Origin of the sequence: Sphingorhabdus sp. (assembly GCF_046292425.1) — a bacterium.
Lineage (GTDB): Bacteria > Pseudomonadota > Alphaproteobacteria > Sphingomonadales > Sphingomonadaceae > Sphingorhabdus_B.
Window position 1 is genome coordinate 1 of the sequence record NZ_JBKBQV010000041.1, and the last position, 24,648, is coordinate 24,648.

General features: G+C 55.2%; 25 protein-coding genes and 1 pseudogene. 5 read left to right on the top strand and 21 right to left on the bottom strand.

Features of this window, described 5'->3' with window-relative positions; translation table 11 throughout:
* Positions 1 to 273 (bottom strand): hypothetical protein (locus tag ACK4S7_RS09260; RefSeq protein WP_409646199.1); only part of this gene is annotated, 273 nt, incomplete at its 3' end.
* 235 nt (positions 274 to 508) lie between these two features.
* Here ACK4S7_RS09260 and ACK4S7_RS09265 point away from each other — a divergent pair.
* Together ACK4S7_RS09265 and ACK4S7_RS09270 are read left to right on the top strand one after the other, a co-directional pair.
* The gene (locus ACK4S7_RS09265) at positions 509 to 1,408 is read left to right on the top strand and encodes a LysR family transcriptional regulator (RefSeq protein WP_409646239.1); all 900 of its coding nucleotides are present in this window, start codon (positions 509 to 511) and stop codon (positions 1,406 to 1,408) included.
* 608 nt (positions 1,409 to 2,016) lie between these two features.
* Positions 2,017 to 3,114, top strand: coding sequence for a Rieske 2Fe-2S domain-containing protein (locus ACK4S7_RS09270; protein ID WP_409646201.1), 1,098 nt, complete (start codon positions 2,017 to 2,019; stop codon positions 3,112 to 3,114).
* A gap of 23 nt (positions 3,115 to 3,137) precedes the next feature.
* Here ACK4S7_RS09270 and ACK4S7_RS09275 read toward each other — a convergent pair whose 3' ends face one another.
* From ACK4S7_RS09275 to ACK4S7_RS09330, 12 genes are all read right to left on the bottom strand, one after another.
* A complete protein-coding gene (locus ACK4S7_RS09275; RefSeq protein WP_409646203.1) occupies positions 3,138 to 3,509 on the bottom strand; it encodes a nuclear transport factor 2 family protein in 372 nt (123 codons plus the stop codon).
* On the bottom strand, positions 3,506 to 4,228 hold the full coding sequence (locus ACK4S7_RS09280) for an alpha/beta fold hydrolase (RefSeq protein WP_409646205.1): 723 nt from the start codon (positions 4,226 to 4,228) through the stop codon (positions 3,506 to 3,508). Before ACK4S7_RS09280 ends, ACK4S7_RS09275 begins: the two co-directional genes overlap by 4 nt.
* Positions 4,229 to 4,232: 4 nt before the next feature.
* Positions 4,233 to 4,730: a cupin domain-containing protein gene (locus ACK4S7_RS09285; protein ID WP_409646207.1), complete on the bottom strand. Its 498-nt coding sequence runs from the start codon at positions 4,728 to 4,730 to the stop codon at positions 4,233 to 4,235.
* A complete protein-coding gene (locus ACK4S7_RS09290; RefSeq protein ID WP_409646209.1) occupies positions 4,727 to 5,692 on the bottom strand; it encodes a fumarylacetoacetate hydrolase family protein in 966 nt (321 codons plus the stop codon). Before ACK4S7_RS09290 ends, ACK4S7_RS09285 begins: the two co-directional genes overlap by 4 nt.
* Positions 5,689 to 6,639 (bottom strand): NAD-dependent epimerase/dehydratase family protein, encoded by a 951-nt coding sequence (locus tag ACK4S7_RS09295; protein ID WP_409646210.1) that lies wholly within the window; start codon positions 6,637 to 6,639, stop codon positions 5,689 to 5,691. Before ACK4S7_RS09295 ends, ACK4S7_RS09290 begins: the two co-directional genes overlap by 4 nt.
* 93 nt (positions 6,640 to 6,732) lie before the next feature.
* Positions 6,733 to 7,512 (bottom strand): cyclase family protein, encoded by a 780-nt coding sequence (locus ACK4S7_RS09300; RefSeq protein WP_409646211.1) that lies wholly within the window; start codon positions 7,510 to 7,512, stop codon positions 6,733 to 6,735.
* A 3-nt stretch (positions 7,513 to 7,515) separates the two neighbouring features.
* Positions 7,516 to 8,718: an MFS transporter gene (locus ACK4S7_RS09305; RefSeq protein ID WP_409646213.1), complete on the bottom strand. Its 1,203-nt coding sequence runs from the start codon at positions 8,716 to 8,718 to the stop codon at positions 7,516 to 7,518.
* The gene (locus tag ACK4S7_RS09310; protein WP_409646215.1) at positions 8,715 to 9,035 is read right to left on the bottom strand and encodes a DUF2218 domain-containing protein; all 321 of its coding nucleotides are present in this window, start codon (positions 9,033 to 9,035) and stop codon (positions 8,715 to 8,717) included. The genes ACK4S7_RS09305 and ACK4S7_RS09310 overlap by 4 nt, the downstream gene beginning before the upstream one ends.
* On the bottom strand, positions 9,032 to 10,192 hold the full coding sequence (locus tag ACK4S7_RS09315) for an alpha/beta hydrolase family protein (RefSeq protein ID WP_409646217.1): 1,161 nt from the start codon (positions 10,190 to 10,192) through the stop codon (positions 9,032 to 9,034). Before ACK4S7_RS09315 ends, ACK4S7_RS09310 begins: the two co-directional genes overlap by 4 nt.
* A gap of 2 nt (positions 10,193 to 10,194) precedes the next feature.
* Positions 10,195 to 11,097, bottom strand: coding sequence for a VOC family protein (locus ACK4S7_RS09320; RefSeq protein WP_409646218.1), 903 nt, complete (start codon positions 11,095 to 11,097; stop codon positions 10,195 to 10,197).
* A 37-nt stretch (positions 11,098 to 11,134) separates the two neighbouring features.
* Entirely contained in the window at positions 11,135 to 12,253 is a 1,119-nt protein-coding gene (locus tag ACK4S7_RS09325; RefSeq protein WP_409646220.1) for an FAD-dependent oxidoreductase, read from the bottom strand.
* 121 nt (positions 12,254 to 12,374) lie between these two features.
* Entirely contained in the window at positions 12,375 to 13,286 is a 912-nt protein-coding gene (locus ACK4S7_RS09330; RefSeq protein WP_409646222.1) for a LysR family transcriptional regulator, read from the bottom strand.
* A gap of 136 nt (positions 13,287 to 13,422) precedes the next feature.
* Here ACK4S7_RS09330 and ACK4S7_RS09335 point away from each other — a divergent pair, with 136 nt between their 5' ends.
* Together ACK4S7_RS09335 and ACK4S7_RS09340 are read left to right on the top strand one after the other, a co-directional pair.
* Positions 13,423 to 15,735, top strand: coding sequence for a TonB-dependent receptor (locus tag ACK4S7_RS09335; protein WP_409646223.1), 2,313 nt, complete (start codon positions 13,423 to 13,425; stop codon positions 15,733 to 15,735).
* Positions 15,735 to 16,706, top strand: a complete 972-nt coding sequence (locus ACK4S7_RS09340; protein WP_409646224.1) for an MBL fold metallo-hydrolase — start codon at positions 15,735 to 15,737, stop codon at positions 16,704 to 16,706. The genes ACK4S7_RS09335 and ACK4S7_RS09340 overlap by 1 nt, the downstream gene beginning before the upstream one ends.
* Positions 16,707 to 16,736: 30 nt before the next feature.
* Here the strand turns inward: ACK4S7_RS09340 and pobA are convergent, their stop codons facing one another.
* The 8 genes from pobA to ACK4S7_RS09380 all read right to left on the bottom strand — a co-directional run bounded on the left by pobA (position 16,737) and on the right by ACK4S7_RS09380 (position 24,035).
* Complete coding sequence (gene pobA, locus ACK4S7_RS09345) at positions 16,737 to 17,906, bottom strand: 4-hydroxybenzoate 3-monooxygenase (protein WP_409646226.1); 1,170 nt, start codon at positions 17,904 to 17,906, stop codon at positions 16,737 to 16,739.
* Positions 17,903 to 18,841: a Gfo/Idh/MocA family oxidoreductase gene (locus ACK4S7_RS09350; protein ID WP_409646227.1), complete on the bottom strand. Its 939-nt coding sequence runs from the start codon at positions 18,839 to 18,841 to the stop codon at positions 17,903 to 17,905. The genes pobA and ACK4S7_RS09350 overlap by 4 nt, the downstream gene beginning before the upstream one ends.
* Positions 18,838 to 19,680 carry a class III extradiol dioxygenase subunit beta gene (locus ACK4S7_RS09355; RefSeq protein WP_409646229.1) on the bottom strand — a complete coding sequence of 281 codons (843 nt, stop codon included), beginning with the start codon at positions 19,678 to 19,680 and terminating at the stop codon, positions 18,838 to 18,840. Before ACK4S7_RS09355 ends, ACK4S7_RS09350 begins: the two co-directional genes overlap by 4 nt.
* 1 nt (position 19,681) lies before the next feature.
* A complete protein-coding gene (gene ligA / locus ACK4S7_RS09360) occupies positions 19,682 to 20,086 on the bottom strand; it encodes a protocatechuate 4,5-dioxygenase subunit alpha (RefSeq protein WP_409646230.1) in 405 nt (134 codons plus the stop codon).
* Positions 20,083 to 20,967, bottom strand: a complete 885-nt coding sequence (locus ACK4S7_RS09365; protein ID WP_409646231.1) for an amidohydrolase family protein — start codon at positions 20,965 to 20,967, stop codon at positions 20,083 to 20,085. The genes ligA and ACK4S7_RS09365 overlap by 4 nt, the downstream gene beginning before the upstream one ends.
* A gap of 14 nt (positions 20,968 to 20,981) precedes the next feature.
* The gene (locus ACK4S7_RS09370) at positions 20,982 to 21,998 is read right to left on the bottom strand and encodes an amidohydrolase family protein (RefSeq protein WP_409646233.1); all 1,017 of its coding nucleotides are present in this window, start codon (positions 21,996 to 21,998) and stop codon (positions 20,982 to 20,984) included.
* Entirely contained in the window at positions 21,995 to 22,819 is an 825-nt protein-coding gene (locus ACK4S7_RS09375; RefSeq protein ID WP_409646235.1) for a DUF1932 domain-containing protein, read from the bottom strand. The genes ACK4S7_RS09370 and ACK4S7_RS09375 overlap by 4 nt, the downstream gene beginning before the upstream one ends.
* 64 nt (positions 22,820 to 22,883) lie before the next feature.
* On the bottom strand, positions 22,884 to 24,035 hold the full coding sequence (locus ACK4S7_RS09380; RefSeq protein WP_409646237.1) for a LysR substrate-binding domain-containing protein: 1,152 nt from the start codon (positions 24,033 to 24,035) through the stop codon (positions 22,884 to 22,886).
* Positions 24,036 to 24,131: 96 nt separating this feature from the next.
* Here ACK4S7_RS09380 and ACK4S7_RS09385 point away from each other — a divergent pair.
* Positions 24,132 to 24,648, top strand: a pseudogene (locus tag ACK4S7_RS09385) (hypothetical protein); the annotation flags it as partial.

The following is a 24,648-nucleotide window of genomic DNA, read 5'->3' on the forward strand; positions in this document are numbered from 1 at the left end:
CACCGAGGGGACGACGGTCGAGATGTTCTCGAGGCTGATGACCCCCGCCTGGATCAGGCGATCACCCGAAACCGCGGTGATCGCGATCGGCACGTCCTGAACGTTTTCTTCGACCTTCTGGGCGGTTACGATGATTTCAGAATATGCCCGCGCATCGTTATTCGTCTCGTCTGCACGTTCAGCTGGGGTTTGGTTGGCTGCCTGCTGATCATCGGCATGGGCCATAACCGGCATTGCGCTGCTGAGCAGCAGCATAAGCGTAAGCGTTCGCATGATTTTCCTCTCCTGTTTCAAGCAGTCCTCCACCACTTTGTGGGGCGGTCGGAAGCTGTGATAGCACTTTGTGATCATATCGTTGGCCAACTCACTGGGTCTCAGCTCTGAAGGCCAACGGAGAATGACAGTCACAATAGTATTTGGAAAATAGTTTGTTATGATACTAAGCTATCGATTTTTGACATAGCTGGAGAGCGTTGTGAGATTTAAGGGGGTAGATCTTAACCTATTAGTGGCTTTGGAAATTTTGCTACAAGAGGAGAATGTCTCCCGCGCGGCCGCGCGGATGCACGTTGGCCAATCTGCGATGAGTGCGGCACTTGCGCGTTTGCGTGTGCACTTTGACGACGAACTACTGACCGTCGTGGGACGTCGCATGGTTCCAACTTCGCTCGCTGAAGCTATGCGCGAGCCGTTGCGTGAAGCAATACTACACATTGAATCAGTCATTGAGATCGATCGCTCGTTCAATCCTTTGATCGCCCACCGTTCTTTCACTGTCGAAATTCCCGATCATTTGGTTCCCGTCCTGTTGCCAAGATTGGTACGCCAACTGTCCGTAAGCGGACCGAACATCCGGCTTGAGGTGAGAATGCCAGTCGGCGATCCTTCGCCGCTTTTGCAAAAAGGAGAAATTGATTTGGTGGTGACGCCGAGCATCTATTCGGATCCGGCTTATGTCACCGAGCCATTGATCCGCAACGACCTGGTAGTTGTCGGTTGGTCCGAAAATCCCGCCCTCAAGACTCAGCCCGACCTCGAGACGATTCAGTCGCTGGGACAAGTCATTGTCAAGTTCGACAGAATTCGTCTTTCGTCATTTCTGTCAGCGGAACAGCTGTCACTATACGGAGGCGCTGGCCGAACGGCGCTAATTGCACCGAGTTTCAGCAGCATTCCGCCAACGCTGGTAGGCACAGCACTTATAGCAGTCCTGAACCGCCGACTGGTGAATGCGATGGCTCAAGTTTTGCCCCTAGCCGTTTGGGAATTGCCTATTGCGATGCCGTTGATGGACGACGTAATCATGTTCCACCCGATGCGGAAGCATGACCAAGGTTTGGGATGGTTGCGAGAACAAATGCGTGAAGCTTTAGCAGACATATCATCGTCGGGAGCCGCATCTTCTTAACGGTGGCAACTGGCTGCCTTCTACCTCCGCGGTGATCGCTGAAAATCTAAGCCTCGTGAGGTGGCTATCTGGCTTAGACACAGACATAGCTGCAACCGACCGATTGCTTCCGTGCGACGGCAAGCAGGCCGCACAACGCGTCAGGCCATTCTGCAACTAGTTGCAAAATATCTTCTTGACCTCTGCATGCTTTAGGTGCCTCCCAATTGGGATAGCATAGATATAACGCTCGAATTAAAGTGCAGCAATACTTTCACGGCTCGCAGTGGATAGGACATGTGACCACAGCGGGAAGGCCGAGAGCCGCCCAGAACTTTATACCTCCCCCTTTCCGAGCTACCCCCCAGCATCACAGTCATGCATTGCTTCATCCAAAAATCTGCACGGCTGCGGTTCCAACGGTCCAGTTTACAGGAAACTTTGCAGACCTTCAGACGACTCTCAAATCGGGCTTACAAACAATTGACCACAGAAAGCGATAAATAGGATTGGAAATTGTCGACGCGGGGTATAGTCGTGCGACGGACGAAAACTATGCGTAACGGGAATGCCTTTTGCGTTGCAATCGTCCATTGCAAACTCGAGCACGACGGGCGGTACATCACATAATGGCCAGTAAACGTTTTGATCAGGATACGTTGCCCTCTGCGGTTCAAGCCTCCCAGCCTTGGCCGCGTGACGCATGGTATGTTGCGTGCACACCCGATGAAATCGACGGCAAACCCTTGGGACGACAAATCTGCGGGGAGCGGATGGTGTTTTTCCGGGCAGGAAATGGCATGGTCAGTGCGCTGGAAGATTTCTGTCCGCACCGGGGCGCGCCACTCTCGCTTGGCTTTATCGAGAACGGAAGTCTCGTCTGCGGATATCACGGGCTCGCGATGGGCTGTGACGGACGAACAACGGGTATGCCCAATCAACGGGTTAAGGGATTTCCACCGATCCGGACGTTTCCAGTCATCGAGCGCTACGGATTTATTTGGGTATGGCCCGGTAATGCAGAACATGCAGATGCTGCCAAATTGCGGCATTTGGAATGGGCTGAGAGTGATGCGTGGGCTTATGGCGGCGGCCTTTATCACGTCAATTGTGACTATCGTTTGATGATCGACAATTTGATGGACCTTACGCACGAAACCTACGTTCATGGGTCCAGCATCGGGCAAAAAGAAATTGACGAAACGCCGGTAAAAACACGTGTCGAAGGCGATGAAGTTGTCACCAGCCGTTATATTGACGGCATCACTGCGCCGCCGTTTTGGCAGATGGCATTAAGGGGCGCGGGTCTACCTGACACAGGAACCGTCGACCGCTGGCAGATCTGTCGCTTCTCTTTACCCAGTAGCGTCCTTATAGAGGTTGGGGTCGCGCTAGAGGGCAAGGGCGGTTACGACGCCGAAAATACCTCTAAAGTTTACGGAATGGTCGTCGACTTCATGACCCCCGAAACTGAAAATTCGCACTGGTATTTTTGGGGAATGGCGCGGCGCTTTGCTGTCCAAGACACTGCGCTCACTGAAACTATCCGCGACGGGCAAGGCAAGATATTTGCTGAAGATATGGAGATTCTGCACCGTCAACAGGACAATCTGGACCGCTTTCCCGAACGCAAATTGTTGTTGCTCAATATAGATGCGGGCGGCGTGCGTTCCCGAATGATGATTGATAAAGCAATCGCCGCGGAGGCAGCCAACGCCGGGGGCTAACTTCAAGCGGTATGCGAGAACCGCTAAAAAGCAAGCGTTCCCCGACGTTCGGCAAATAACCAGCAGCCATCACGTCGAACCAGCCTGTCATAAAAGTCACCAACCAAGACTTTGTCCGGCATATATAAAAGCACGTAGCTGTGCGCACGCACTTCATTCTCCGACAGGATTTCGACCAGAACATTGGACATGACATGTCGTGTCGTCCGTTTTGGTCGATCACGGAAAAACGCGCGTAATTCCTCTTTACCGATAATTGGGGTGTCCGGATCGCTAGGTCGCGCAAAACTGCCATCGTCCGTAAACATGGCGGCAAGACCATCATGATCATGCGCGTCATTCAACATCGCAAAATGCCGTATCTGTTTCTCGACCGCCCACTCAGTCTCGATCATTGGCAGACCCCACGGTCGTCGCGCATCCATTCCAACAGCGCGTCCGTCACTGCCTCCGGAGCCTCCATCGGTGCCATATGTCCGCTATCTTGAAAAACGACATAATGGACGTGCCGGATAGCTTCGGCCATTTTCTCATGCTGCTCAGGGGAGCTCCACTGGTCCAGCGCCCCGACACCAACGAGCACCGGGCAAGATATTTGCGTCAGCAACGGCCGCGCGTCGGGGCGGCTAATCAGCGCCGCGATTTGCTGCCGATGGATTGCCGGGCTCATGCGTTCGACCATCGCATACAAGCGTTCACGCAGGGCGGTGTCCGTTTCGAGCAGCCCAGCCTTTACCATCGGCGGCAGCCAGACATCAGCCAGTGCCGTCATCCCCTTGGCAGCGCTGATATCGAGCAGAGCCTGACGCTTCGGCAGCTCGTCGGCACTGGCCGGATGCACGCCAGTGTCGATCAACGCAAGCCGAGTGATCCGTTCCGGTGCTTGCCGCCAAACCTCGAGCGCGACGCGGGCTCCCATTGAGTGACCGGCAATCGAGAAAAGCTGCGGCGCAACTTCCAGAACATCTTCCGCCATCGCGGCTATCGAATCCTGCTCGCAAAGATGCGGAATGATAACATCATAATGCCGTGACAACACAGCATTCTGATGCTCCCAGACCGCATCATCGCACAACAGGCCGGAGACAAGAATGATCGTTTCGCGGGCTTGCATGATATCAGGGCTGCACGTCGAGCAACGGTATGCCATTAATCACCGCCGGCTTTGCTTCGATCAGGACAAAGGCGATGCGGCAAATTTCGGTTGCGGACCGGTTGCGCCAAAGATGCATCGTTCCGCGCTGTACGATGATGTCGCCCGCACGCGCGGTGGTCACCGCACCGTCGTCCAGCTCAAGCTCAACCGAGCCCGTCAGCACGATGCCATAATCGATGCTGATCGTGCGGTGCATCGGCGATTCTCCGCCGGGCAACATGTCGACAATGCGAATGACTGATCCTTGGTGCAAGGTCAGTCCGGCATCACGCAAGCGGCCGTCAGTATCGTCATTATTGTCCGCAGGTACACTCGCTGTCGTCCAGACCAGGCTGAACGCGGCATCTCCAGACGGGATGGGGTCCACAGGTAATAAATCGTCACTGCGAATAATCGCGCGGCCCAAGGCATCATGGCCCGTCACGATGCGTCTTAGAGGCGCAGAGGCGGGCGCGGTCATCCCCGCACAACTTTCTGGTCGATCGCACCGAACAGCAGCTCGCCACCGGGCAATCGGGCTTCCATCCGAACCGTGTCGCCAAAGCGCATAAACGATGTACGCGCTTGGCCTTCGTCGAGCATTTCGATCCCGCGTCGTTCGGCTATGCATGACGAGCCGATCTCTCGGAAATTGCTGTTCGAAACCGTACCCGACCCGATGATCGTCCCCGCACATAGCGAACGCGTGCTGGCTGCGTGGGCGATCAGCTCGTGGAAACCAAACTCCATTGCGCCACCTCCCGCATTGCCGAAGCGTTTCCCGTTCCAGTCAACACTCAAGGGCAAGTGAACGCGTCCGTCGCGCCAGGTATCGCCCAGTTCGTCAGGCGTTACGGCAAAGGGGGCGACCGAACAGGCTGGTTTGGCTTGTACCCAACCAAAACCAGTCTTCATCTCGATTGGCGCGAGGGCGCGCAGTGACCAGTCGTTGATCTGCACCAGCAGTTTAATGTGAGCCATCGCTTCATCAGCGCTAACACCCATGGGCACGAAATCGGTGATTACGCCGAATTCGCCTTCAAAATCGATGCCATCTTCCTCACGCGGTAGCGGCATATCCGCGGTTGCGGAAAAGAATTGATGCGACAGTCCTTGATACATCAATGGACGACCTGGCGGCGGCGGCTCTGTACCGAACAACGTCTCCATAAGCTCGCCGTGGCTTCGGAAAGCCGAGCCGTCAAGCCACTGCCACGCACGCGGCAGCGGGGCGGCAAAAGTGGCGCTTTCCGTGCTGTCGCCTTCGCCATTTTCTAGCCCGTCCGCAATGACACGCAAAACTGGCTCCGCCATTGCCCAGTCATCAATTGCGCTCTGCAATGTAGCTGAAACGCTGGTAGCGGGCAGATAACGGGTGCCATCGCTGCTGACAACGACGAGCGTGCCATCAGGGGCATCGTTCTGGATGGTTGCGAGTTTCATATTATGTCCTTTCGTGGATCAATGTCTGCCAAGGCATGCGTGACCAGCGCGGCAAGATCGCCGTCGTGTCGCAAGCCCAAATTGTGAGCAGCGGCTGTAGTGAGTGGCGGCTGAGTGCCAAATTTTGCTTCAAGCGCTGCATCGGGCGCATGTTCCACCAATGTCACATCGCGGCCGCTTTGGCGTGCTACCTCCGTGACAAGGTCGCCGATTTGCACCCGCAAGGCTGGTAGATTAAGCCGACCACTATCTGGGTCGTTGTCCAGTTCGAGCGCGACGATGAACTGATTAATTAGTGCCCGGCGCGACAGTAGCCAAGAGGTTGCGGAGGCAGAGACCGGTAATGTTATCCGCTCGCCTGCCTTTATGGCGTGGAACAAATTACTGAGGAACGCGGACTTCATACCCGACGGGGCCAATGGCCGTGCCACTATCCCCGGCAAGCGCAAAGACAGCCCACGGATAGCGCCTCTACGCGTGAGCGTGGAAACCCACTCCTCCAGCATCGCCTTGTGTGCGCCATAACGCATCATCGGGCTGACGGGTGTGGCGTCATCAACATAAGCGGGCAGAGGATCGCCGAACACGGCGATGCTGCTTGCAAACAGCAGGCGTGGGCAATTCCGATGCGCAGCGCTGGCGTCCATGAGGGCCATAGCCGCTGCGACATTGATATGTGCGGCGCGTGCAGGGTCAAGCTCCGCTGCGCCACCCGCTACGGTAGCCAAGTGAACGAGTGCGGCCAACGGCTCTGCCGTTATTCTTTCCACCACCGCGGGATCATCTATCTCACCTATGACGCAAGTGACGCCGGGCAAATCGCCAAGGTCTAGGGCGATCCGGTCGGTGGCGATAATCGTCCTGGTCCCCGCGAGCGCGCGGACCAGTGCTCCACCGACAAACCCACCGGCGCCGGTGATGAGAACAGGACCCGCCTCAGTTGCCATCGGTGGTCGACGTGCCGCCATCGACGGCGACGTATTCACGGATGGGCATCGCAGTGCGGCGTGCAAGGTCAGATGGCCTCGCGGGCATCACAATTAGTCCTCAATTATCGCTACTGCGCGGGTCCAGCCCGCCGACGCTCCGCGAATTTTATGTGGAAAGCAACTTACGGTGAAGCCGCTGGCGGGCAAAGCCTCCAGATTGTGCAGCTTTTCAAGGTGGCAGTAGCCGATATCCCTGCCCGCCTTGTGCCCTTCCCAGATCAACGATGTGTCGCCAGTCTCAGCAACTTTTTTGGCGGTGTAGCTAAACGGTGCATCCCAGCTCCACGCGTCTGTACCGGTCACACGGATGCCACGTTCAAGTAAGTACATGGTTGCTTCATAGCCCATCCCGCAGCCGGTATCGACAAAGTCGGGCTTGCCAACCGCGCCGCCTGCGGCTGTGTTAACAAGCACGATGTCGAATGGCTGAAGCTCATGGCCGATGCGCGCCAATTCGGCTTCCACATCAGCGGCGGTCGCAACATAGCCGTTTTCAAAATGGCGAAAATCAAGTTTTACTCCAGGATTGAAACACCATTCCAGCGGCACCTCATCAATGGTGATCGCCCGTTGCCCGCCATCCATTGTCGGGTGAAAATGCCACGGAGCATCTAAATGGGTCCCGTTATGCGTTGTCAAGGTTACCCATTCTGCGGCTGCAAAACCCGCACCGTCCGGAGTTTGTTCGGTTGTAACCCCGGGGAAAAAATGCCCAAGTTCTGCCACAGTGTCAGTGTGCTGCTGATAGGTTATTTTTGGGCGCATGAATGGCGGGTCGGTCACGACGTCGTTCTCTAGATAAATAGAGATATCGATAAATTGGCGCGGCATATTTTATCCTTCAACTAGGCCTTGTTCGAGTGGCTGTTTTTTCCGAGTGCGATGGGCGAATAGGGTGAGAAGACCTCCGGCCGCGGCTAGCGCAGCATAGATCAGCAGCATATTCGCAAGGCCGCCTATATTCGCCGTAAGGGCTGCCGCAATTATGGGAGCGACAAATTGACCGAGGAAAAAGGCACCAGTCCAAAAACCAATTCCCCTGCCGCGTATTTCATCCGGAAGGTGGCGCATGATCCAGGCCAACATGTTCGGCAACATCAGGCCGCTGCCGATGCAGGCAATAACTGCGAACAGGGCGATGCCTATAAAGCTCTCAACAATGCCAGCTCCTGCATAACCTATTGCAGTAATTACAAGGCCTATGGCAAGCAGCGCGGAGCCTGTCTGTTTAATTGACCGCCGAAAGATCAGGCTTCCTGCGACAACTCCAAGGTTGGCTGCGGCGCCGGCAATTCCAATCATCGCTGGCGAAACCGAACCTGATAGCTGCAAAATGGGTCCAAGTTGGACCACGACGGAGTAAAATAGCAGGCCAACGCCCGCAGTGATTAAAATGAGTGGCAGAACTGCTTTGATCGGAAACGTGACAGCCTGGGTTTTCGGGTCGTTGCTTGTTTTAAGTGGCTCATATAGAATGATTGCTGCCGCAACTGCGATAGGGATCGCTAAGACATAGAGCAAAAAGGGGCCTCGTGAACCAAAGGCTTCGCCCAAAAAGCCGCCTGCAGCTATCAGAATAATCGCCGCGAAACTGCCCGTCGCTATTTGTACGCCAATCCATTTCTCACGTCGTTCGCCCGTGAAATAATCACCGATTAGTGTTGTTGCGACGGTCATGATGGCTGCTTCAAAAATGCCGAGGAGGAACCGGGTGGCGATTATCTCTTTGAGGTCGGTCAGGAACAGCGGCGCGCTGCCGGCTGCTGCGTACACAAGCAAGGAAACGATCAGCAGCCTCTTGCGACCGACTTTGTCGCTCAACCATCCCGCAATTGGAGAAAACAAAGCGACGCATAGAGCAGGAATAGTCAACGCAATCGGTACCAGAAATTTGCTACCCGGCGTTGCCGCGAATTCTTCCAGCAACAGGGGGAGCACTGGTACCAGCGAGATGATCGCCATGATCGGCATGACTGCGCATAACAGCAGGATGATCCCATGCCGTGTGGAGCCCGTTTGGGGCGCCGGCGCGCTCAACGGTCGATCCAATTATACACCAGTGGTCCCTCACGAAACGCGAAGCGGTCAATGTGTCGTTCCAGCGCCCCTTTTAAGCCGTCGCGCTGCCCTTCAGAGCTGGCCTGAATCGTACAGATGAGGGCATCTGCCTCGGCATCCAGCGACACAGTTGCATCGGCCGGCCAGTTTGCACCGCGCGCGTCTTTGGCAAATATGATTTCGCCATGCGACGCATCGAAACAGACGGGTAAATTATGCTCCCAATGCTTGCACACCTGCTGCAGATATTTGCTCGCAGAATCAGTAGGAACGCGTGCGGAAGCGATAAAACTCACGGTGCTGTTTTTCCACCAAGCGTTTCAGCGAACCAGTCCGCAATATAGTCGCGTCCAAAGGACATGTTGTCAGCGCCTACATGCTCAACGCCGCCCTCACGGTCCGTGAAAATCTTCAGCTCGCGGCGGGGGCTGCTGGTCAGTTGCTCGTAAGCCTGATGCGCATATTCGACGCCGATTTGCCGGTCATTCGCGCCATGAGTCACAAGGAAAGGGACTTTGATCCGGTCCATGTGGCCATTTAAGTCCATGTCCTTTGTCTTGACGTGGAAATCATCCATGTCTGTTGCGCCAAACACCCACATGACGTGCGCCCAATAATGCGGCACGGGATTTTCCCCTTCCCTGCGCAGTCGCTTTTGCTGGACCTCTGCCCAATTGTGATTGGCACCCCAGCATGCGCCAGAAGCAAAGCGCGGCTCATAGGCGACGGCGCGCGGCGCGTAATGTCCGCCAAGCGAAATGCCGGTCATACCGATGCGCTTTGCATCGACGTCAGCTTGTGTCTCAAGCCAATCGACAGCCTTTGAGGCCCAATTTTCACTATGCGGGGTGGCGGGCAAATTCTGAAGCCGAAGGGCTTCCCCTGTGCCAGGCTGATCCACACAAAGGGTTGAGATACCGCGTTGCGCCAACGCATGCGGCAATTTCGACCAATAAAGCAGCTCCTTGTTACTATCGAGGCCGTTACAATAGACGACAGTAGGTTTTGGCCCGGCACCCGTGGCACGTGTAAACAGCGCTGGCATCGTACCGTGTTCCAGCTGAATTTCTACGCGCTCACAGTTGAGCCCACCTAAGACCGTCGCGCGATTAAAACACTCGAGTGCGCGATGGTAGGTCTCCATACGGCCAGCAGTACCTTGCGCCTGCATCCGTTCGCCGTTCAGCAAATACAGAGCCGCCCGCTCAAGCTTCCAGCCGGCAGAAAAATGGCGGCCAGCTGCTTCATCTTCGCCAGCTAGATTGATCAAGTTATTTGCCTTGGCCATCCAGGCCTGCATAAACGCCTGGGTGCCATTGTCGGCACTGCTACCCGCGGCATCCTTTGCCGCCGCGATAATGTCCATGACTTCGCCGACCTGCGCACCCGATTCCATCGCAATTGCGACGGACAAGTTCCAGATGTAATTTGGGAAAGGCTCAAATAACGCCATGATTAAACTCCTGCTGGCCGGAACAAGCCCTTGTCGGGCGATGGGTGCGGCATCGTTTGCGGTCCGCCAGTACCAATGCCCCATTGATCCATGACGAGAGGTGCCGGGGTATGCACCGTGGCCTCCCATGTGGCGTCATCAACCTCTTCAAGTTCTGCAGTATATTCCACGGCAAAGCCCCCAGGAGTAGTGAAGTAGCTGAAAGTGTTGTTACCGGCTGTGTGGCGACCGGGACCCCAACGGATGTCGGTGCCCTTTTGCTTAAGCCGGTGGATTCCTCGCATCATGTCATCCACGCCTAGCATATCATATGCGACGTGGTTCAAGCATGGCGGCCCGGGAAGCAACGCAATACGGTGATGCCATTGGTTGCAACGCAAAAAGCACATGAAATCGCCCAACCAATCGCTTACCTTAAAACCAAGCACATCCACGAAGAAGCGCACCATCTCTTGATGGTCGGGGGAATGCAGGACGATATGGCTAATTTTTTGAGGGATACCTTCCCAGCGCGATAATTCACGCGACGGCCCGCTTGCGACGTCACTTGAAATTTCGAACGGCAAGCCGTCTTTGCTAAAGAAGCGAAAGCCATAGCCACCGCCCAAAGTGTCGAGGTCTTTCGGTGCAAACACAATCTGGCAGCCATAAGACACTACCTTGGCGTGTAAGGCATCCACATCAGCGCGGCTGTCTGCTGCAAGTGTTATGACGTCTATTGATTGAACCTCGGCTCGACGTAGGCGCACGACATATAACTCGTCATGCCCTTCTGCAGCGAAGTGCAGCATCCCATCTTTTTCGCCTGCATCGCGCAAGCCCCAGACGTTGCGATAAAACTCCGCTTCCGCTTGCAGATCGGCGACAGCGTAACCGACGTGACGGATCTCGCTAACTCGTGCCATATTACGTAAACTCCTTAAATTTTGGGGGGTCTGGCGCCTAAATCGGTTCGGCGACCTTCATGAACATTTCGCGGGTGGCTGTGGCGTTATCGATCAATGGACCTTTGCCAAGCTGCCCAAAACAAATCGCCTTGGACGCATCGACGATATATTTGCAGCGATCGAAACGACGGGCACGATATGCGGTGAATGCGGATTCACAATCTGCTGCTGCAGCGAGCTCTTCTGCCAACACCAGCGAGTCCTCGATCGCCATTCCGGCACCTTGACCGAGATGCGGCGTCGTTGCGTGCACGGCATCCCCCAGAAGGACGATGCGGCCGTTATGCCAGGGACCTTCCAAAAACACCCACTCGAGCGGTTTGTAGACCACTTCGGCATCCTCAGTTATGCTAGATGCCAGTTCAGCAATTTTTGGCGATGGCACATCGGCGAGTTTCACGCGCATTGAAGATGCCAGAGTTTCTTTGGCATACCAGGGATTGCCCGGTTCGGGGGTGGTAACATACATATACATTAATGCGTCGGACAACGGCACCAGGCCGATGCCTGTCTTACCCTCATAGGCGTGTAGGCCCGTGACGTCCTGTGGCCGCGGAAAATTGTACCGCCATACCGATTGCCCAGTGAATTCGGGCCTTGATGCTTCCGGAAAAATTGTCTCGCGCGTTTGCGAGTAAAGCCCGTCTGCGCCGATGACGATGTCGTAGCGATCGCTGCTGCCATCGCTGAATGTCACCGAAACGCCCGCGCCATCATCGTCCAAGATTTCAGCCGTTAACCCCAGCCTAACATTTGCGCCTGCCTCAATGGTGCGGTCGCCCAACACTTTGTGCAACGCGCGCCGGCCGATGCCTACGTTGGAAGCATATTCGGGAACAAGCTTTGGCGTGGGAATTTTGGCAACCGATTGACCCGTGGGTATGAATATTTCCACATGGTCGAAACCAAAGCCCGCCTCAATGTAATCGTCAATTAAGCCGAGTTGAGCCATGGCCCTAATTACGTTGCCTTGCTGAATAATGCCGACGCCATAAACCGACCAAGTGGGATCGCGTTCAATGACCTCCACGGCAAATCCCTTGCGCCGCAAAGCAATCGCCGACGTTAGGCCTCCAATGCCGCCGCCGATTATTAAGACCTTTTGATGTTCCAAGGCTGATCTCTCCGATGTGCCCCGCCGTGTCGCGAGACTTCACGAAATCGTTTTTAGCCGGTACACCAAATCTGTAAATCTTATTGAATTGATGCGTTCTTATCCATTTTATGGATAGATCTTAAGGCTGGGGCATTGCGCCCTCTTCGCGCAACCGCTCCCTTAGCCAGATTAAGCCCTCATCACCGCTGCGGGTCCGGTTAAACTGAATCATTTCACGCATGGACGGAAAGGGAAAAGGAATTTGTGCGATTGCCAGAGGAAACATATCTGCCATTCTGCGCGCCAACCGCTCGTGCATTAAAGCTATCCGGTTCGTTTCGATGAGAAACCACGGAACGATTGTGAACGACGAGGCGATCACATCTATCTGCCGGAAGCGGCCGGCCTTCTCCATCATGCTGTCAGCAAAAGCGCTGGTGCGTTGGTTGCCCATGTGCACCCCGACATGGCTGGCGGCCATAACCACCTGTTCAGTTAACTTGTCGGCGAATATCGGGTTACCCTTCCAGCCGACAAAAACATGTTGTTCTTCGAATAATAGTTCAGCCGGCTGGCCCGGGCTGATGAATTCTTCCGGCGTTATCAGAAGGTCAAAAGCGCCTTGGGCTATAAGTTCGGCGCTGCCGTCTGAGGGCAACACCGCTTCGATCTTTATTTGCGGCGCAATAACCGCCAGCGTACGCACGAGCGGCGCAATAACTGCAGCGGTGACGTAGTCGGATGCAATGATACGAAATGTTCGCTGCGAAGTTGCTGGATCAAAATTTGTAGAGGTGGTGATGACCGCGTCCACTTTACGTAAGACGTCATGAACCATCGGCATAAGCGATTCGGCATAAGCCGTTGGAAACATCCGCTTCCCCTGCTGAATGAGCAGGTCGTCTCCGAAATAATCGCGCAACCGCCCCAGCGCGGAACTCATCGCTGGCTGGCTTAGATGCAGTTGTTCGGCCGACCGTGACACACTACGAGTAGTCATCAATACGTCGAAGGCGACCAAGAGGTTAAGATCGAGTCCTTTAAAGCGCATTGCAGGGACCTATCAATTTCATCACTGGATTACCATCAAAACAAAAGATTTAACCGATGGGCCTGCCCTATCCTACATCATTGTAAGAAAAGCCGCTGCCCGCGTTGGTAGCAGGCACTTTTGAGGGAGAGTGATTATGAGAGCAATGTTGCTAGCGTCCGTTACATTTGCTGGACTCGTCGTGCCTGGGGTAGCGCTTGCCCAAGTTGGTACCAGCGTTGGAGAAACCCCCGAGGTTGCGCAACCCGAAGGTTTGGACGAAATCGTTGTCACTGCTCAGCGACGTGAAGAAAACCTTCAAAAAACAGCTCTCGCGGTAAGCGCGGTAACGGGCGACGATCTGGCAAAGTCGGGGATTACCGAGGCGTCAAATCTGGGCAAGCTAGTGCCCTCTTTGGTTGTGCAGCCAACGGGTGGTACGACCAGCTTTTTCTTGCGCGGTGTCGGCACCAATTCGCAAAACTCGTTTTCCGAAAATGCTGTAGCGTTCAATTTCAACGGAATTTATGTCGGTCGGCCAACTGCTCCCGCTGGTGTATTTTACGATTTGGAGCGGGTTGAAGTCGTAAAAGGTCCGCAAGGAACATTGTATGGACGTAACGCCACCGGCGGTGCCATTAACGTGATCCCGAAAAAGCCGCAGCTTGGGGAATTCACCGGCGAAGGGCTGTTAGAATATGGCAATTACGACAGCAAGAAAGGCTCACTCGCGCTGAATATTCCACTCGGCGAAATAGCCGCGTTGCGCGTCGCCGGGCAGATCGTAAATCGCGACGGATATATTTCAGATGGTTATGACGACGACAAAGGCGAGGCGGTGCGCGCATCGCTGTTGATTCAGCCTTCTGACATGTGGTCAATGACGCTGGTAGGCGACTATTATAACCAGCATGGTAAGGGATCCGGCGCAGTGCTTCTGCCCAGCGCGGCGTTCGCTGTGCCTGATCTGGAAGATCGCGTCAGCGTTTCAGATCCGCGTGCCCACGCTGCCATTCGCGGCTATGCAGCCCGCATATTCGCGCCACCCTTCTGCGGCGGCTTTGGGAATTTCATCAACAGTGGCTGCGTGGCGCTGGCGGGAACAGATGGCTTCCTTGACAACAAATTCTATGGCATGAGTGCCACCGTAGTCGGCGATATGGGCTTCGGAACGTTGACATTCGTACCTGCTTGGCGGCGCTCAGATGTCCGGTTCCGAACCTATCTCCCTGGTTTCGCCGGCGATATCGTTGACCTTGCCGAGCAGACTTCGCTTGAGGTTCGTCTTGCGTCTAACGAAGACCAGCGACTCCGCTACGTGATTGGTGCCTTTTACTTCGGCGAAAATCAGGCGACCGAAAACTTCTTCCGTCAAGGAAATATCTCGACAACTCGGTTCACGCCGCGGCTGAATACCGAGAGCCTCGCCGCCTTTGGTCAACTCACCTTCGACGTCAGCGATGCGTTTCGCTTGGTTGCCGGCGGGCGATATACCAATGAAAGCAAATCTCAACTTACCTCGGTTGCGGCAGGCGGTCTGCCCGGCCCAGTGCAGCCGCCGCTTAGTGCCCCCTTCACGGGAGATCTCAACTTCAAGAAATTTACCTGGAAGGCGGGTGTCGAATTCGACGCTGGCCCAGCGTCTCTAATCTACGCCAATGTTGCAACGGGCTTCAAATCAGGCGGCTTCTTCGTTGCACAGCCACCGAACAACACCTTCGACCCGGAAACGCTGACCGCGTATACTCTGGGCGCCAAGAACAGATTCTTCGATAACAAGCTTCAACTGAATATCGAAGCGTTTTACTGGGATTATACCGATCAGCAGATTACTTATGTAGGGGGTGTGCGCGCAGGGACCGGGATATTCACTCAGGGCTCTATCACACAAAATGCGGGCAAGTCCCGGATGTACGGTGTCGACTTTGAGGCGCGCCTCGCGGCCAGCCGTAACGATCTGTTCAGTCTGAATTTGCAGTATCTAAAGGGCAAATATAACAGCCTGTTGACGTCCAACTTTTCTCCAACGGGTGCGCCGGTCACGACTGGTTGCACCACATTAGGCAGTCGCGCAGCCAACCCCGGCATAAACGGCGCCCGTTTTTATGACATTGATTGCTCAGGTAAACCAACTGTCAACTCACCGCGTTGGGCTTTGAATCTTGGTTATGAACGCACTTTCGAGCTGTCCGGCGATCTCGCTCTCGTTTTTGGAGCTCGCGGGAATATCGAGAGTAGCCGTTTCATGAACTCAAACTACCGTCCGGAGGAAAAGCAGGCAGGTTTTGCAACTGCCGATGCCTATCTGACTTTGGAAAACACGGACCGTTGGAGCATCACGGGTTTTGTCAACAACATTACGGACGAAGAAATTTTGGCCCGTGCAGGCACACGGCCTATTCTTGACTTTCCTGTCGGAACGCTTCGTCCGCCGCGCACTTACGGCGTGCGGGTTGGGTTCAAATTCTGATGCGAGAACATCTTTTTCGACTGGCGTCTGTCGCCTTACTTTTGTCCTCACCGTCGCACGCGCTTCAGACACCGGACGAAAAAGATGCGTTCATCACATTAGGCACAATGGGCGGACCGGTGCCAAGTCCTGACCGGTCGCAACCGGCCAACGCATTGATCCACAATGGTCACACCTATCTCGTGGATACGGGTGATGGGACAGTGCAACAGATGGCGCGTGCAGGGTTGCGGTTATCAAGCGTTAAAGCCGTTTTTTTAAGCCACTTGCATGCGGACCATACGGGTGGTCTATCCGCGGTACTGGCCTTGCGTAACCAGACTAATGTGAACGAACCCCTTAATATTTATGGCCCGCCGGGTACCCGCGAACTCGTCGCCGGTATGGTCGCGTCAATGCAGCCAGCGGCACGAGTTGGCTATGGTATACCCGGCAAGCCTTGGGCGCCACCTGCTGACACAGTGACGGTCATCGAAATGCATGGCGGAGACAGCGTAAAGTTAGGCGGTATCAATGTGCGCGCCGCGCAGAATTCGCATTATGATTTTGCGCCCGGTAGTGTCGAGGACCGCAATTATAAGTCCCTCTCGTTTCGGTTTGACCTGCCAGCACGTTCGATTGTTTACACGGGCGATACCGGACCAAGCGCGGTGGTGGCAGAGCTTGCCAAGGATGCCGATGTTCTTGTGAGCGAGATGATTGATATGGCAGGGACGCTGGAAACTGTAGCCCGCAATTCGCCAAATATGCCTCCTGCAGCAAAAGCCAATCTCGAGCAGCATCTATCCACCCATCATCTGACACCTGAGGCTCTGGGCAAACTAGCGGCGGCCGCGCGGGTAAAGAGATTGGTGATTACGCATTTTGCTGGCGGGACGCCCAATCCCGCTCGTACCGCTGACTATGCTACGCAAATCCGTAAATATTTTGCTGGAACTGTAACGTTTGCAAACGATTTGGACCGCTATTAAGCTGCTTTCGTCAATTAGGTTGCGTGCTGCTTATATTGGCAACCCCACATAATTTTCCGCAATCCCCGTCTGGGCGGCTGCCGACGATGCGATGTAATCAAGTTCAGCGACTTGCATGCGCCGTTCGAACGGGCCGTCTTCCGGGAAACGATGCATCAGCTTGGTGAGCGACCAACTAAAGCGCTCTGCCTTCCACACGCGGGCGAGCGCTTTTTGTGAATATCCCGCAACTCCGTCACGGTCGTTTCGGTTAAAATAGCCAGTCATTGCGTCAGACAAATAGGTGACGTCGGATGCCGCGAGGTTAAGTCCTTTGGCACCTGTCGGCGGAACGATGTGGGCGGCGTCGCCTGCCAGAAAGAGGTTGCCATGTCGCATCGGTTCGAACACGTAGGATCGCAACGGCGCAATACTTTTTTCAATGGCCGGACCGCGGGTCATATTGGCAGCAGCTTCCGGGCCAAGTCGGACTGCCAGTTCATCCCACAGCCGGTCGTCCGACCAATCTTCAATTTTCTCGGTGAGCGGCACGTCGATATAGTAGCGGCTGCGAGTTTTGGAACGCATCGAGGCCAAGGCAAAACCGCGCTCGTGGTTTGCGTAAATCAGCTCGTGGTGACACGGCGGCACATTCGCCAAAATGCCGAGCCAGCCAAAAGGGTATACGCGTTCAAATTCCCGTCCAACATTCTTGGGAATGGATTGGCGAGACGGACCATGATAGCCGTCGCACCCTGCAATGAAAACCCCTTCCACCCGATGCGTGGCGCCGTCCTTCTCGAACGACACATAAGGCGCGTCGGTTTCAATGTCGTGCAGAGCTACATTGGCGGCTTCGTAGATGATCTCTAATCCACGTTCCGGCGCAGCATCCATCAAGTCGCGTGTCACCTCCGTCTGGCCATACACGGTCACATGCTTGCCGGTCAGACCAAGAGTATCAATGCGGATAAGGCGTTCGCCGTCGGCAAGTGCAAAGCCGTCTTCCAGCATGCCCTCTGCATTCAAGCGCGCGTCTATGCCAAGCCTGTGAAGCAAATCGGTTGTGGTGCGCTCCAATACCCCCGCCCGAATGCGGCCTAGGATATATTCTGGCGTCGCACGCTCGATAATGATGCAGGCAATACCCTCTGCGCGGAGCAGGTGACCGAGCAGCAATCCGGCCGGGCCAGCGCCAATGATGACCACCTGTGTTTTCATACGAACTGCTGTTCCAGATCGTGCAGCACTTTATAGCAAGGCAGCACTTGTTGAACACTGGCGTTCGGTTCACGTCCCTCACGAATAGCCGCGATAAATTCGCGGTCCTGCAATTCGATGCCGTTCATACTGACATCGACTTTGCTCACGTCGATTGGTTCTTCCTTGCCATTCACCAGATCGTCGTAACGCGCGATATACGTGGCGCTATCGCCAATATAGCGAAAGAATGTTCCCAGTGGGCCGTCGTTGTTAAACGACAGTGAGAGGGTGCAAATCGCGCCGCTTTCCGCCTTCAACTGGATTGACATGTCCATCGCGATGCCAAGATTGGGATGGTGAGGCCCCTCAATGGCGTTAGCTTTCACTATAGGACCTGCCTGATAGGCAAAAAGATCAACCGTGTGCGCGGCATGATGCCACAAAAGATGGTCGGTCCACGACCGCGCCTCACCTTTCGCGTTCATATTTTTACGCCGGAAGAAATAGGTCTGCACATCCATCTGCTGGATGTTGAATTCACCCGCAGTAATTTTGTTATGCACATATTGATGGCTGGGATTGAACCTGCGGGTATGCCCAACCATGCAAACAAGGCCAGTTTCCTGCTGCTTATCTAATACGGCTTGGGCGTCTGCCCAGCTATCGGCGAGCGGAATTTCAACTTGCACATGCTTGCCGGAGTTCATGCACGCAATCGCTTGTTCAGCGTGCATCTGCGTTGGTGTGCACAGAATGACCGCATCCACGTCATCACGCATCAGGGCGTCGTTCAAATCGGTGGAAAAATGCTTTGCGCCGTATTTATGGGCAACCTGTTCGGCTTGTTCGAGACGGCGGCTGATGATTGAGGTGATTTCAACACCGTCAATTAACTTCAGTCCGTCAAGATGCTTTTCACCAAAGGCGCCTGCGCCTGCCAGAGCGACTCTCATGATATGGGTTCCAAAACTAAATGGCCAATGGCCGTGTTGCTGCAAGGTATGTGATAGTGCCGGTGGAGGCACTTGGTTGATTGCCCCAAAGCGCCGCGCATGATCAGCCACATGATCATTTCGATGCCTTCGCTACCGGTTTCACGCAGATATTCGATATGCGGAATGAAGCGCGCGGCGTCGCTATCGCCGATTAACATATCGAGAAATTTGTTGTCCCACTCACGGTTAAGTAAGCCAGCGCGCGGTCCTTGAAGCTGGTGGCTCATGCCACCTGTGCCCCATATTTGAACATTTAGATCGTCCGGAAAACTCTCCACGGCCCGCGCGATTGCTTCGCCCAGTGCCCAGCAGCGATTACCCGATGGCGGGGGATAGGTAACGACGTTCACCGCCAAAGGTATGACCTTCACAGGCCACACGTCGGGGGCTCCGAACATCATCGACAGTGGAACGGTGAGACCGTGATCAACGTCCATCTCGTTGATGATCGTCATGTCAAATTCATCGAGGATCAGGCTTTGCGCGATATGCCACGCAAGGTCAGGATGACCTTCAACGTCCGGCACGGGCCGTGGCCCCCAACCTTCGTCAGCTGGTTTATATGTGTCTCCACAACCGATCGCGAAAGTGGGGATGATTTTCATATCAAAAGCTGACGCATGGTCGTTGAAAATCAAGATAACCACATCCGGTGTGTTTTCTTTTTCCCAGGCTTTTGTCCACTCATAGCCCGCAAAAATAGGGCCGAAATATTCGTCACCTGTCTTGCCTTGATCGACCGCCACGCCCAGCAGTGGAACGTGACTGGTGGCAACACCTGCAGTAATGCGGGCCATATCAATATCCTCCCTTGATCGAGCGATTGCCTTGCGGGGAGCGGCCACCCTTCATCATCATTTCGCGATATTCGGGAAAGGACATATCGGTCATCGTGGACACAGCTTCGGCGAAACTGAGCCCATCGGTGGCGAAAATCTTTGCAAGAAAATAAACGTTACCGCCGAGGTCGAGACATCGGTTGTAATCGCGCGAGAGTATCGCTTCTTTTTGATCGCGAGTCATGGGCCATTCGTCCAGATAGGCCCGCTCGTCCGCTTTCCAACGTTCACGATTGTCGGTGTTCATCAGGCTCATTGCGAACTGGTTGAGATGATAGCCTTGCCGTGCGCGGGCAGCAGTGAAGACGCGCGTGCCGGGAATATCCTCTAGCTCGGCTAGATATTCGTGGATATCCTGATTCATGTTTCGTCCCCCCAATATAGTCGCGCGGGATTATCCACTAGCAGTTTGCGCTGCAGTTCCGCGGTTGGTGCGATGTCCGGTATAAGGTCGACCAATGCGCCGTCGTCCGGCATGTGACCAACCATGTTGAGATTGGGGTGTGGCCAGTCCGTACCCCACAGCACTCGGTCCGGAAAACGCGCGACGACAGCCTTCGCAAAGGGTACGAAATCGACATAAGCGGGCGGCGGCATTGTCGAAAGGCGTTCGGGACAGGTTACTTTTGCCCAAATATTCTCGCGCTCCATGAACGACATGAAACGGCCAAACTCCGGACCGTCTGGCTGTTTCGTGACGTCGGGCCGTCCCATATGGTCGACTACCACAATGGTGGGGAGCGACGTGAAGAAGTCCCACCGCTCCTCCAAGTCGGCAGCTTCAAAATAGACAACAATGTGCCAGCCAAAGACCTTTATCTTGTCGATGATGCTGCGGTAGTGCGCGTCCGGCTTTGGATCTACCAAGCGTTTAACAAAGTTAAAGCGCACGCCGCGGACGCCAGCGTCGTGCATCGACGTCAACTCCGCTTCGGTAATGTCGGGCCGGATTGTGGCTACGCCGCGCGCTGTGCCTTTTGAATGGAGCAATGCGTCCACCATCGCGCGGTTATCCGCACCATGGCATGTCGCCTGAACAATCACATTGCGCGCACAACCGAGATGGTCGCGCAACTTGAACAAATCGTCCTTACCCGCGTCGCATGGCGTGTATTTACGCTCGGGCGCATAAGGAAATTGAGCGCCGGGCCCAAATACATGGCAATGCGCGTCGACTGCACCCGCCGGCAATGCAAAGGAAGGCTTTTTGGGGTTGGGGTGAAACGGCAACCAGTCCGCATCCATGTTGAACACCTCCATTACAGGCCCCGGGCCTTCAACTGGGCGTCCAGTCTTGGAAACACGCGCCTGGCGTTGCCTTCGAAGATCATATGACGCTCGGCGTCGGTGATATCCAGCGCATCGACATAACGTTTGATATCATCGAAATAATGGCCAGTCGTTGGGTCAATCCCCCTGACAGCACCCACCATCTCACTGCCAAACAATATGTTTTTGTTGTCGATGACATCAGCCAGAAGGTTGATGCCCGGCTGGTGATAGACGCAGGTGTCGAAGAACACATTGTTCATCAAATGGCTGCCAAGATCCGGCTTCTTAAGCATATCGGCCAATCCACGATAGCGGCCCCAATGATAGGGGACTGCACCGCCGCCGTGCGGAATGATAAAGCGCAAATCAGGGAAATCTTTGAACAGGTCGCCTTCTAGCAGTTGCATGAAGGCGATGGTATCGGCCGCAATATAATAAGCACCAGTCGCATGCATCGCGGGGTTGCAGCTGCCGGAGACATGGATCATCGCGGGCACGTCGAGTTCAACCATTTTTTCGTAAAATGGATACCAGAACTCGTCGGTCAGCGGTGGGTGTTTGAAATGGCCGCCGCCCGGATCGGGGTTCAAATTGCATCCAATAAAACCCATGCTTACGCATCGCTCCAGCTCAGTTATGGACGCTGTCATATCGGCTTCGGGTGATTGCGGCAGCATGCACACGCCGGCAAAGGTGTCGGAGTAAAGACTGACCACTCGCGCAATAAGATCGTTACAAGCCTGCGCCCATTTGATGGCAACGGCCTCGTCACCTACATGCGGCGCCATTGCCGAGGCTCTTGGCGAGAATATGGTCAGGTCAGCGCCACGTTCTTTCAAGAGCCGGAGCTGGTTTGCCTCTATGGTTTCTCGAATATCAGCGTCAGTAATATCGGGATAGGGGGGACATTGTGTTCCCGCGGTGAACGCAGCCTTCTGCGCCTCGCGCCATTCATCATGGGATTTGGGCAAAACCGTGTAATGGCCATGGCAATCAATAATCATGAGCTAGATACCAGCTTTTCTAATTTCATCGCCAATCCTTCTGGAGGTTGTTTCAGGCCAAGCGCGCCGAGTTGCGCCTGCCTTTCAATCGTGCCGCTTGTCATCAACGGCGCGACACCCAACTCAAGCAGCGTCTTGGCCGCTTCAGTCATTTCCGCGGAGCGGCGCGTGCCGTGGACCAGCATGCGGTCAAGGCGATAATCCGCGCCTGTGGCCCAATCATTATTGCCAAAGCTTTCAAGAACTTTGCCGGTAACACCTGCGCGTTCGCAGGCGATCAGGCACTCTGCGGTAAGTGCCTCAACGCCCTTGTACATGACCGAGCGCAGCATCTTCACTGTGGCGGCCTGTCCGACTTCGTCACCGATAACCTGAACATTACTAAAGCCTAGCGCACACAAGGCATCTCGCCCAGCCCGCGCAGATAGGCCCGATAACAATATGGGTACGGACAGGAGCGCTGGCTGAACCGGCGCCATGATAGCAGCGTCGACATAATGTGCACCGGCCGCCTCCACGATAGATGCCGCTTCCCGCTTGCTACCCGGTGAGACGCTATTCATGTCGAAATATAGCGCCCCGGCCATGATGTGCTTGGCGGCGTCGCGTGCTGCATCCACGGCAGCTTCGGCTGTCACCACACTGATGATCACATTCGAACCCACGATTGCTTCCGCACTTGTGGCGCAGGCGATTACACTCGTTTTTTTAGTATCGATGGCATTTATGTCGAAAGAGCGCGCGTTACCGGCCCATTCCGGGGCCCCGGCAAAGCTGCTGGCAGCTTCACCAAAGCCGATAAAGGTCACGCCGCTATTCATCGTTAACTAGCTAAGGATCCAGACTTCCAGCGTCCAATTTGAACATCTCGTCCGCTATAAGATTTTAGGAATATTGTGCTCTTGCGACTTCTTCCAGTTCGGCAAGAAATGCGGCTTGCATCATGGTCGGTTGCCAGCCTGCGCGGGTACTAACCCCGATATTGCGCGCTAGTCCTGCGGGAGCCTCCGCGATAATATCCAGCCAGTTCGCCTCCAGTTCCACAGCGACCTGATCGGGCGACAGCAATGTCAGAAAATCGGAAGAGATCAGCAGTTGCCGGATGGTGATAACCGATCCGCATTCAATGGGCACATGCGGCAATGGGATACCGAGGTCATCGAACATAACCCGCCATAATATGTGCAATGGCGTTCCTGCAGAGGGCACCACCCACGAATAAGCGGCCAGATCGCGTATCGTTGGCCGGCTATTCGTTAAAGGATGCCCGTGGCGTCCGACGATGACTGGGCGGTCAAGAAACAAAGGTCGTTGATCGATGTCCGCGCCAGGTGAAGGATCACGTAACGCACCAATCATCATGTCAAGTTCGCCATCACGTAAGGGTTCAATCAACTCACCGAACGAACCCTCTGCAATTGATATTTTGACCTCGGGAAAACGGCGGTGAAACGCGGCAACAGCCGCTGGCAGCAACCGCGCGCGTGCTAACGGCATTGCCCCGATGGAAATTTGGCCAACCTCAATGCCTTTTAGGCTTTCCAGTTCGACAAGCCCTGCATCAAGCTCGGCGCGTGCAAGGCGGAAGTTTCGGACCGCCCGCTTGCCGGTCTCCGTGAATGATATACCCCTTCCGCGGCGTTCAACCACGGGCGCCCGCAGTGCAATCGCCAAGTCGCTTAACGCGCGATGCAGCGATGGCGGCGCAAGCCCCGTTATGTCGCTGCCGCCTGCATAGGTTCCTGCTTCCGATATGGCGAGCAGTGCCCGCATCTGTGCGGCGGTCACCCGCGCGCTTCCAATATGGGCCAACGCCCGTTCCACGCGGGGTGCAAACAGTTCGGCTGCCGCCGTACGCCGCATGCCGTCGGGATGCCGTTCAAATAGCTGTATCGCCAGCTGCGCCTCCAATTTTGCAACGCCTTGCGTGATTGCCGGCTGAGTGATGCTTACCGAACGGGCGGCCGCGGAAATTGTACCTAAACGGGCAATTGCCGCCATGGCACGCAGGTGCCGAAGGTTGAGTTTCCAAATCATATCTCTATACAATTAGCATTTGCTTATAGCGAGGGCAAATTTCGGACTTTTCGGCGAGTATGGCCAACTCTAACGTCACATCAAAGGAGCCTGCCCATGACGGGAATAGTCGTTCAAAACATCGAGCGTGCTGATGTAGCGGTAATTGAAGCACTCGGGCGGTTCGGTGTATCCACTGTACATGAGGCACAGGGGCGGACTGGTCTTCTGGCATCTTACATGCGGCCCATTTATACTGGTGCACGCATTGCCGGAAGCGCAGTGACCATCTCAGCGCCGCCGGGCGACAATTGGATGGTCCATGTCGCGATCGAACAGTTGCAAGCTGGCGACATTCTCGTGATCGACCGCAAGCAGGTGGTTGCGGACAAGCGGGCGGGGTTCGGCCTTCCCCGGACTCCGACCGAAGTCTTCGGAGGAGGCGCCGCGGACAAGGCGACGAGGGTAGACCAGCTGGACTCCACAATCCGATCTGCCGTGCCCTCCAACAGCTTCGGCCGCTGGAACCTGCGGCTGGCGGACGGCAGCGAATGGCAGACCATCGACGCGATCCCCGCCCCGCCCAGGCCTGGGACCGCGATCCTGGTTAAACAGGCCTCGCTCGGCGGTTATC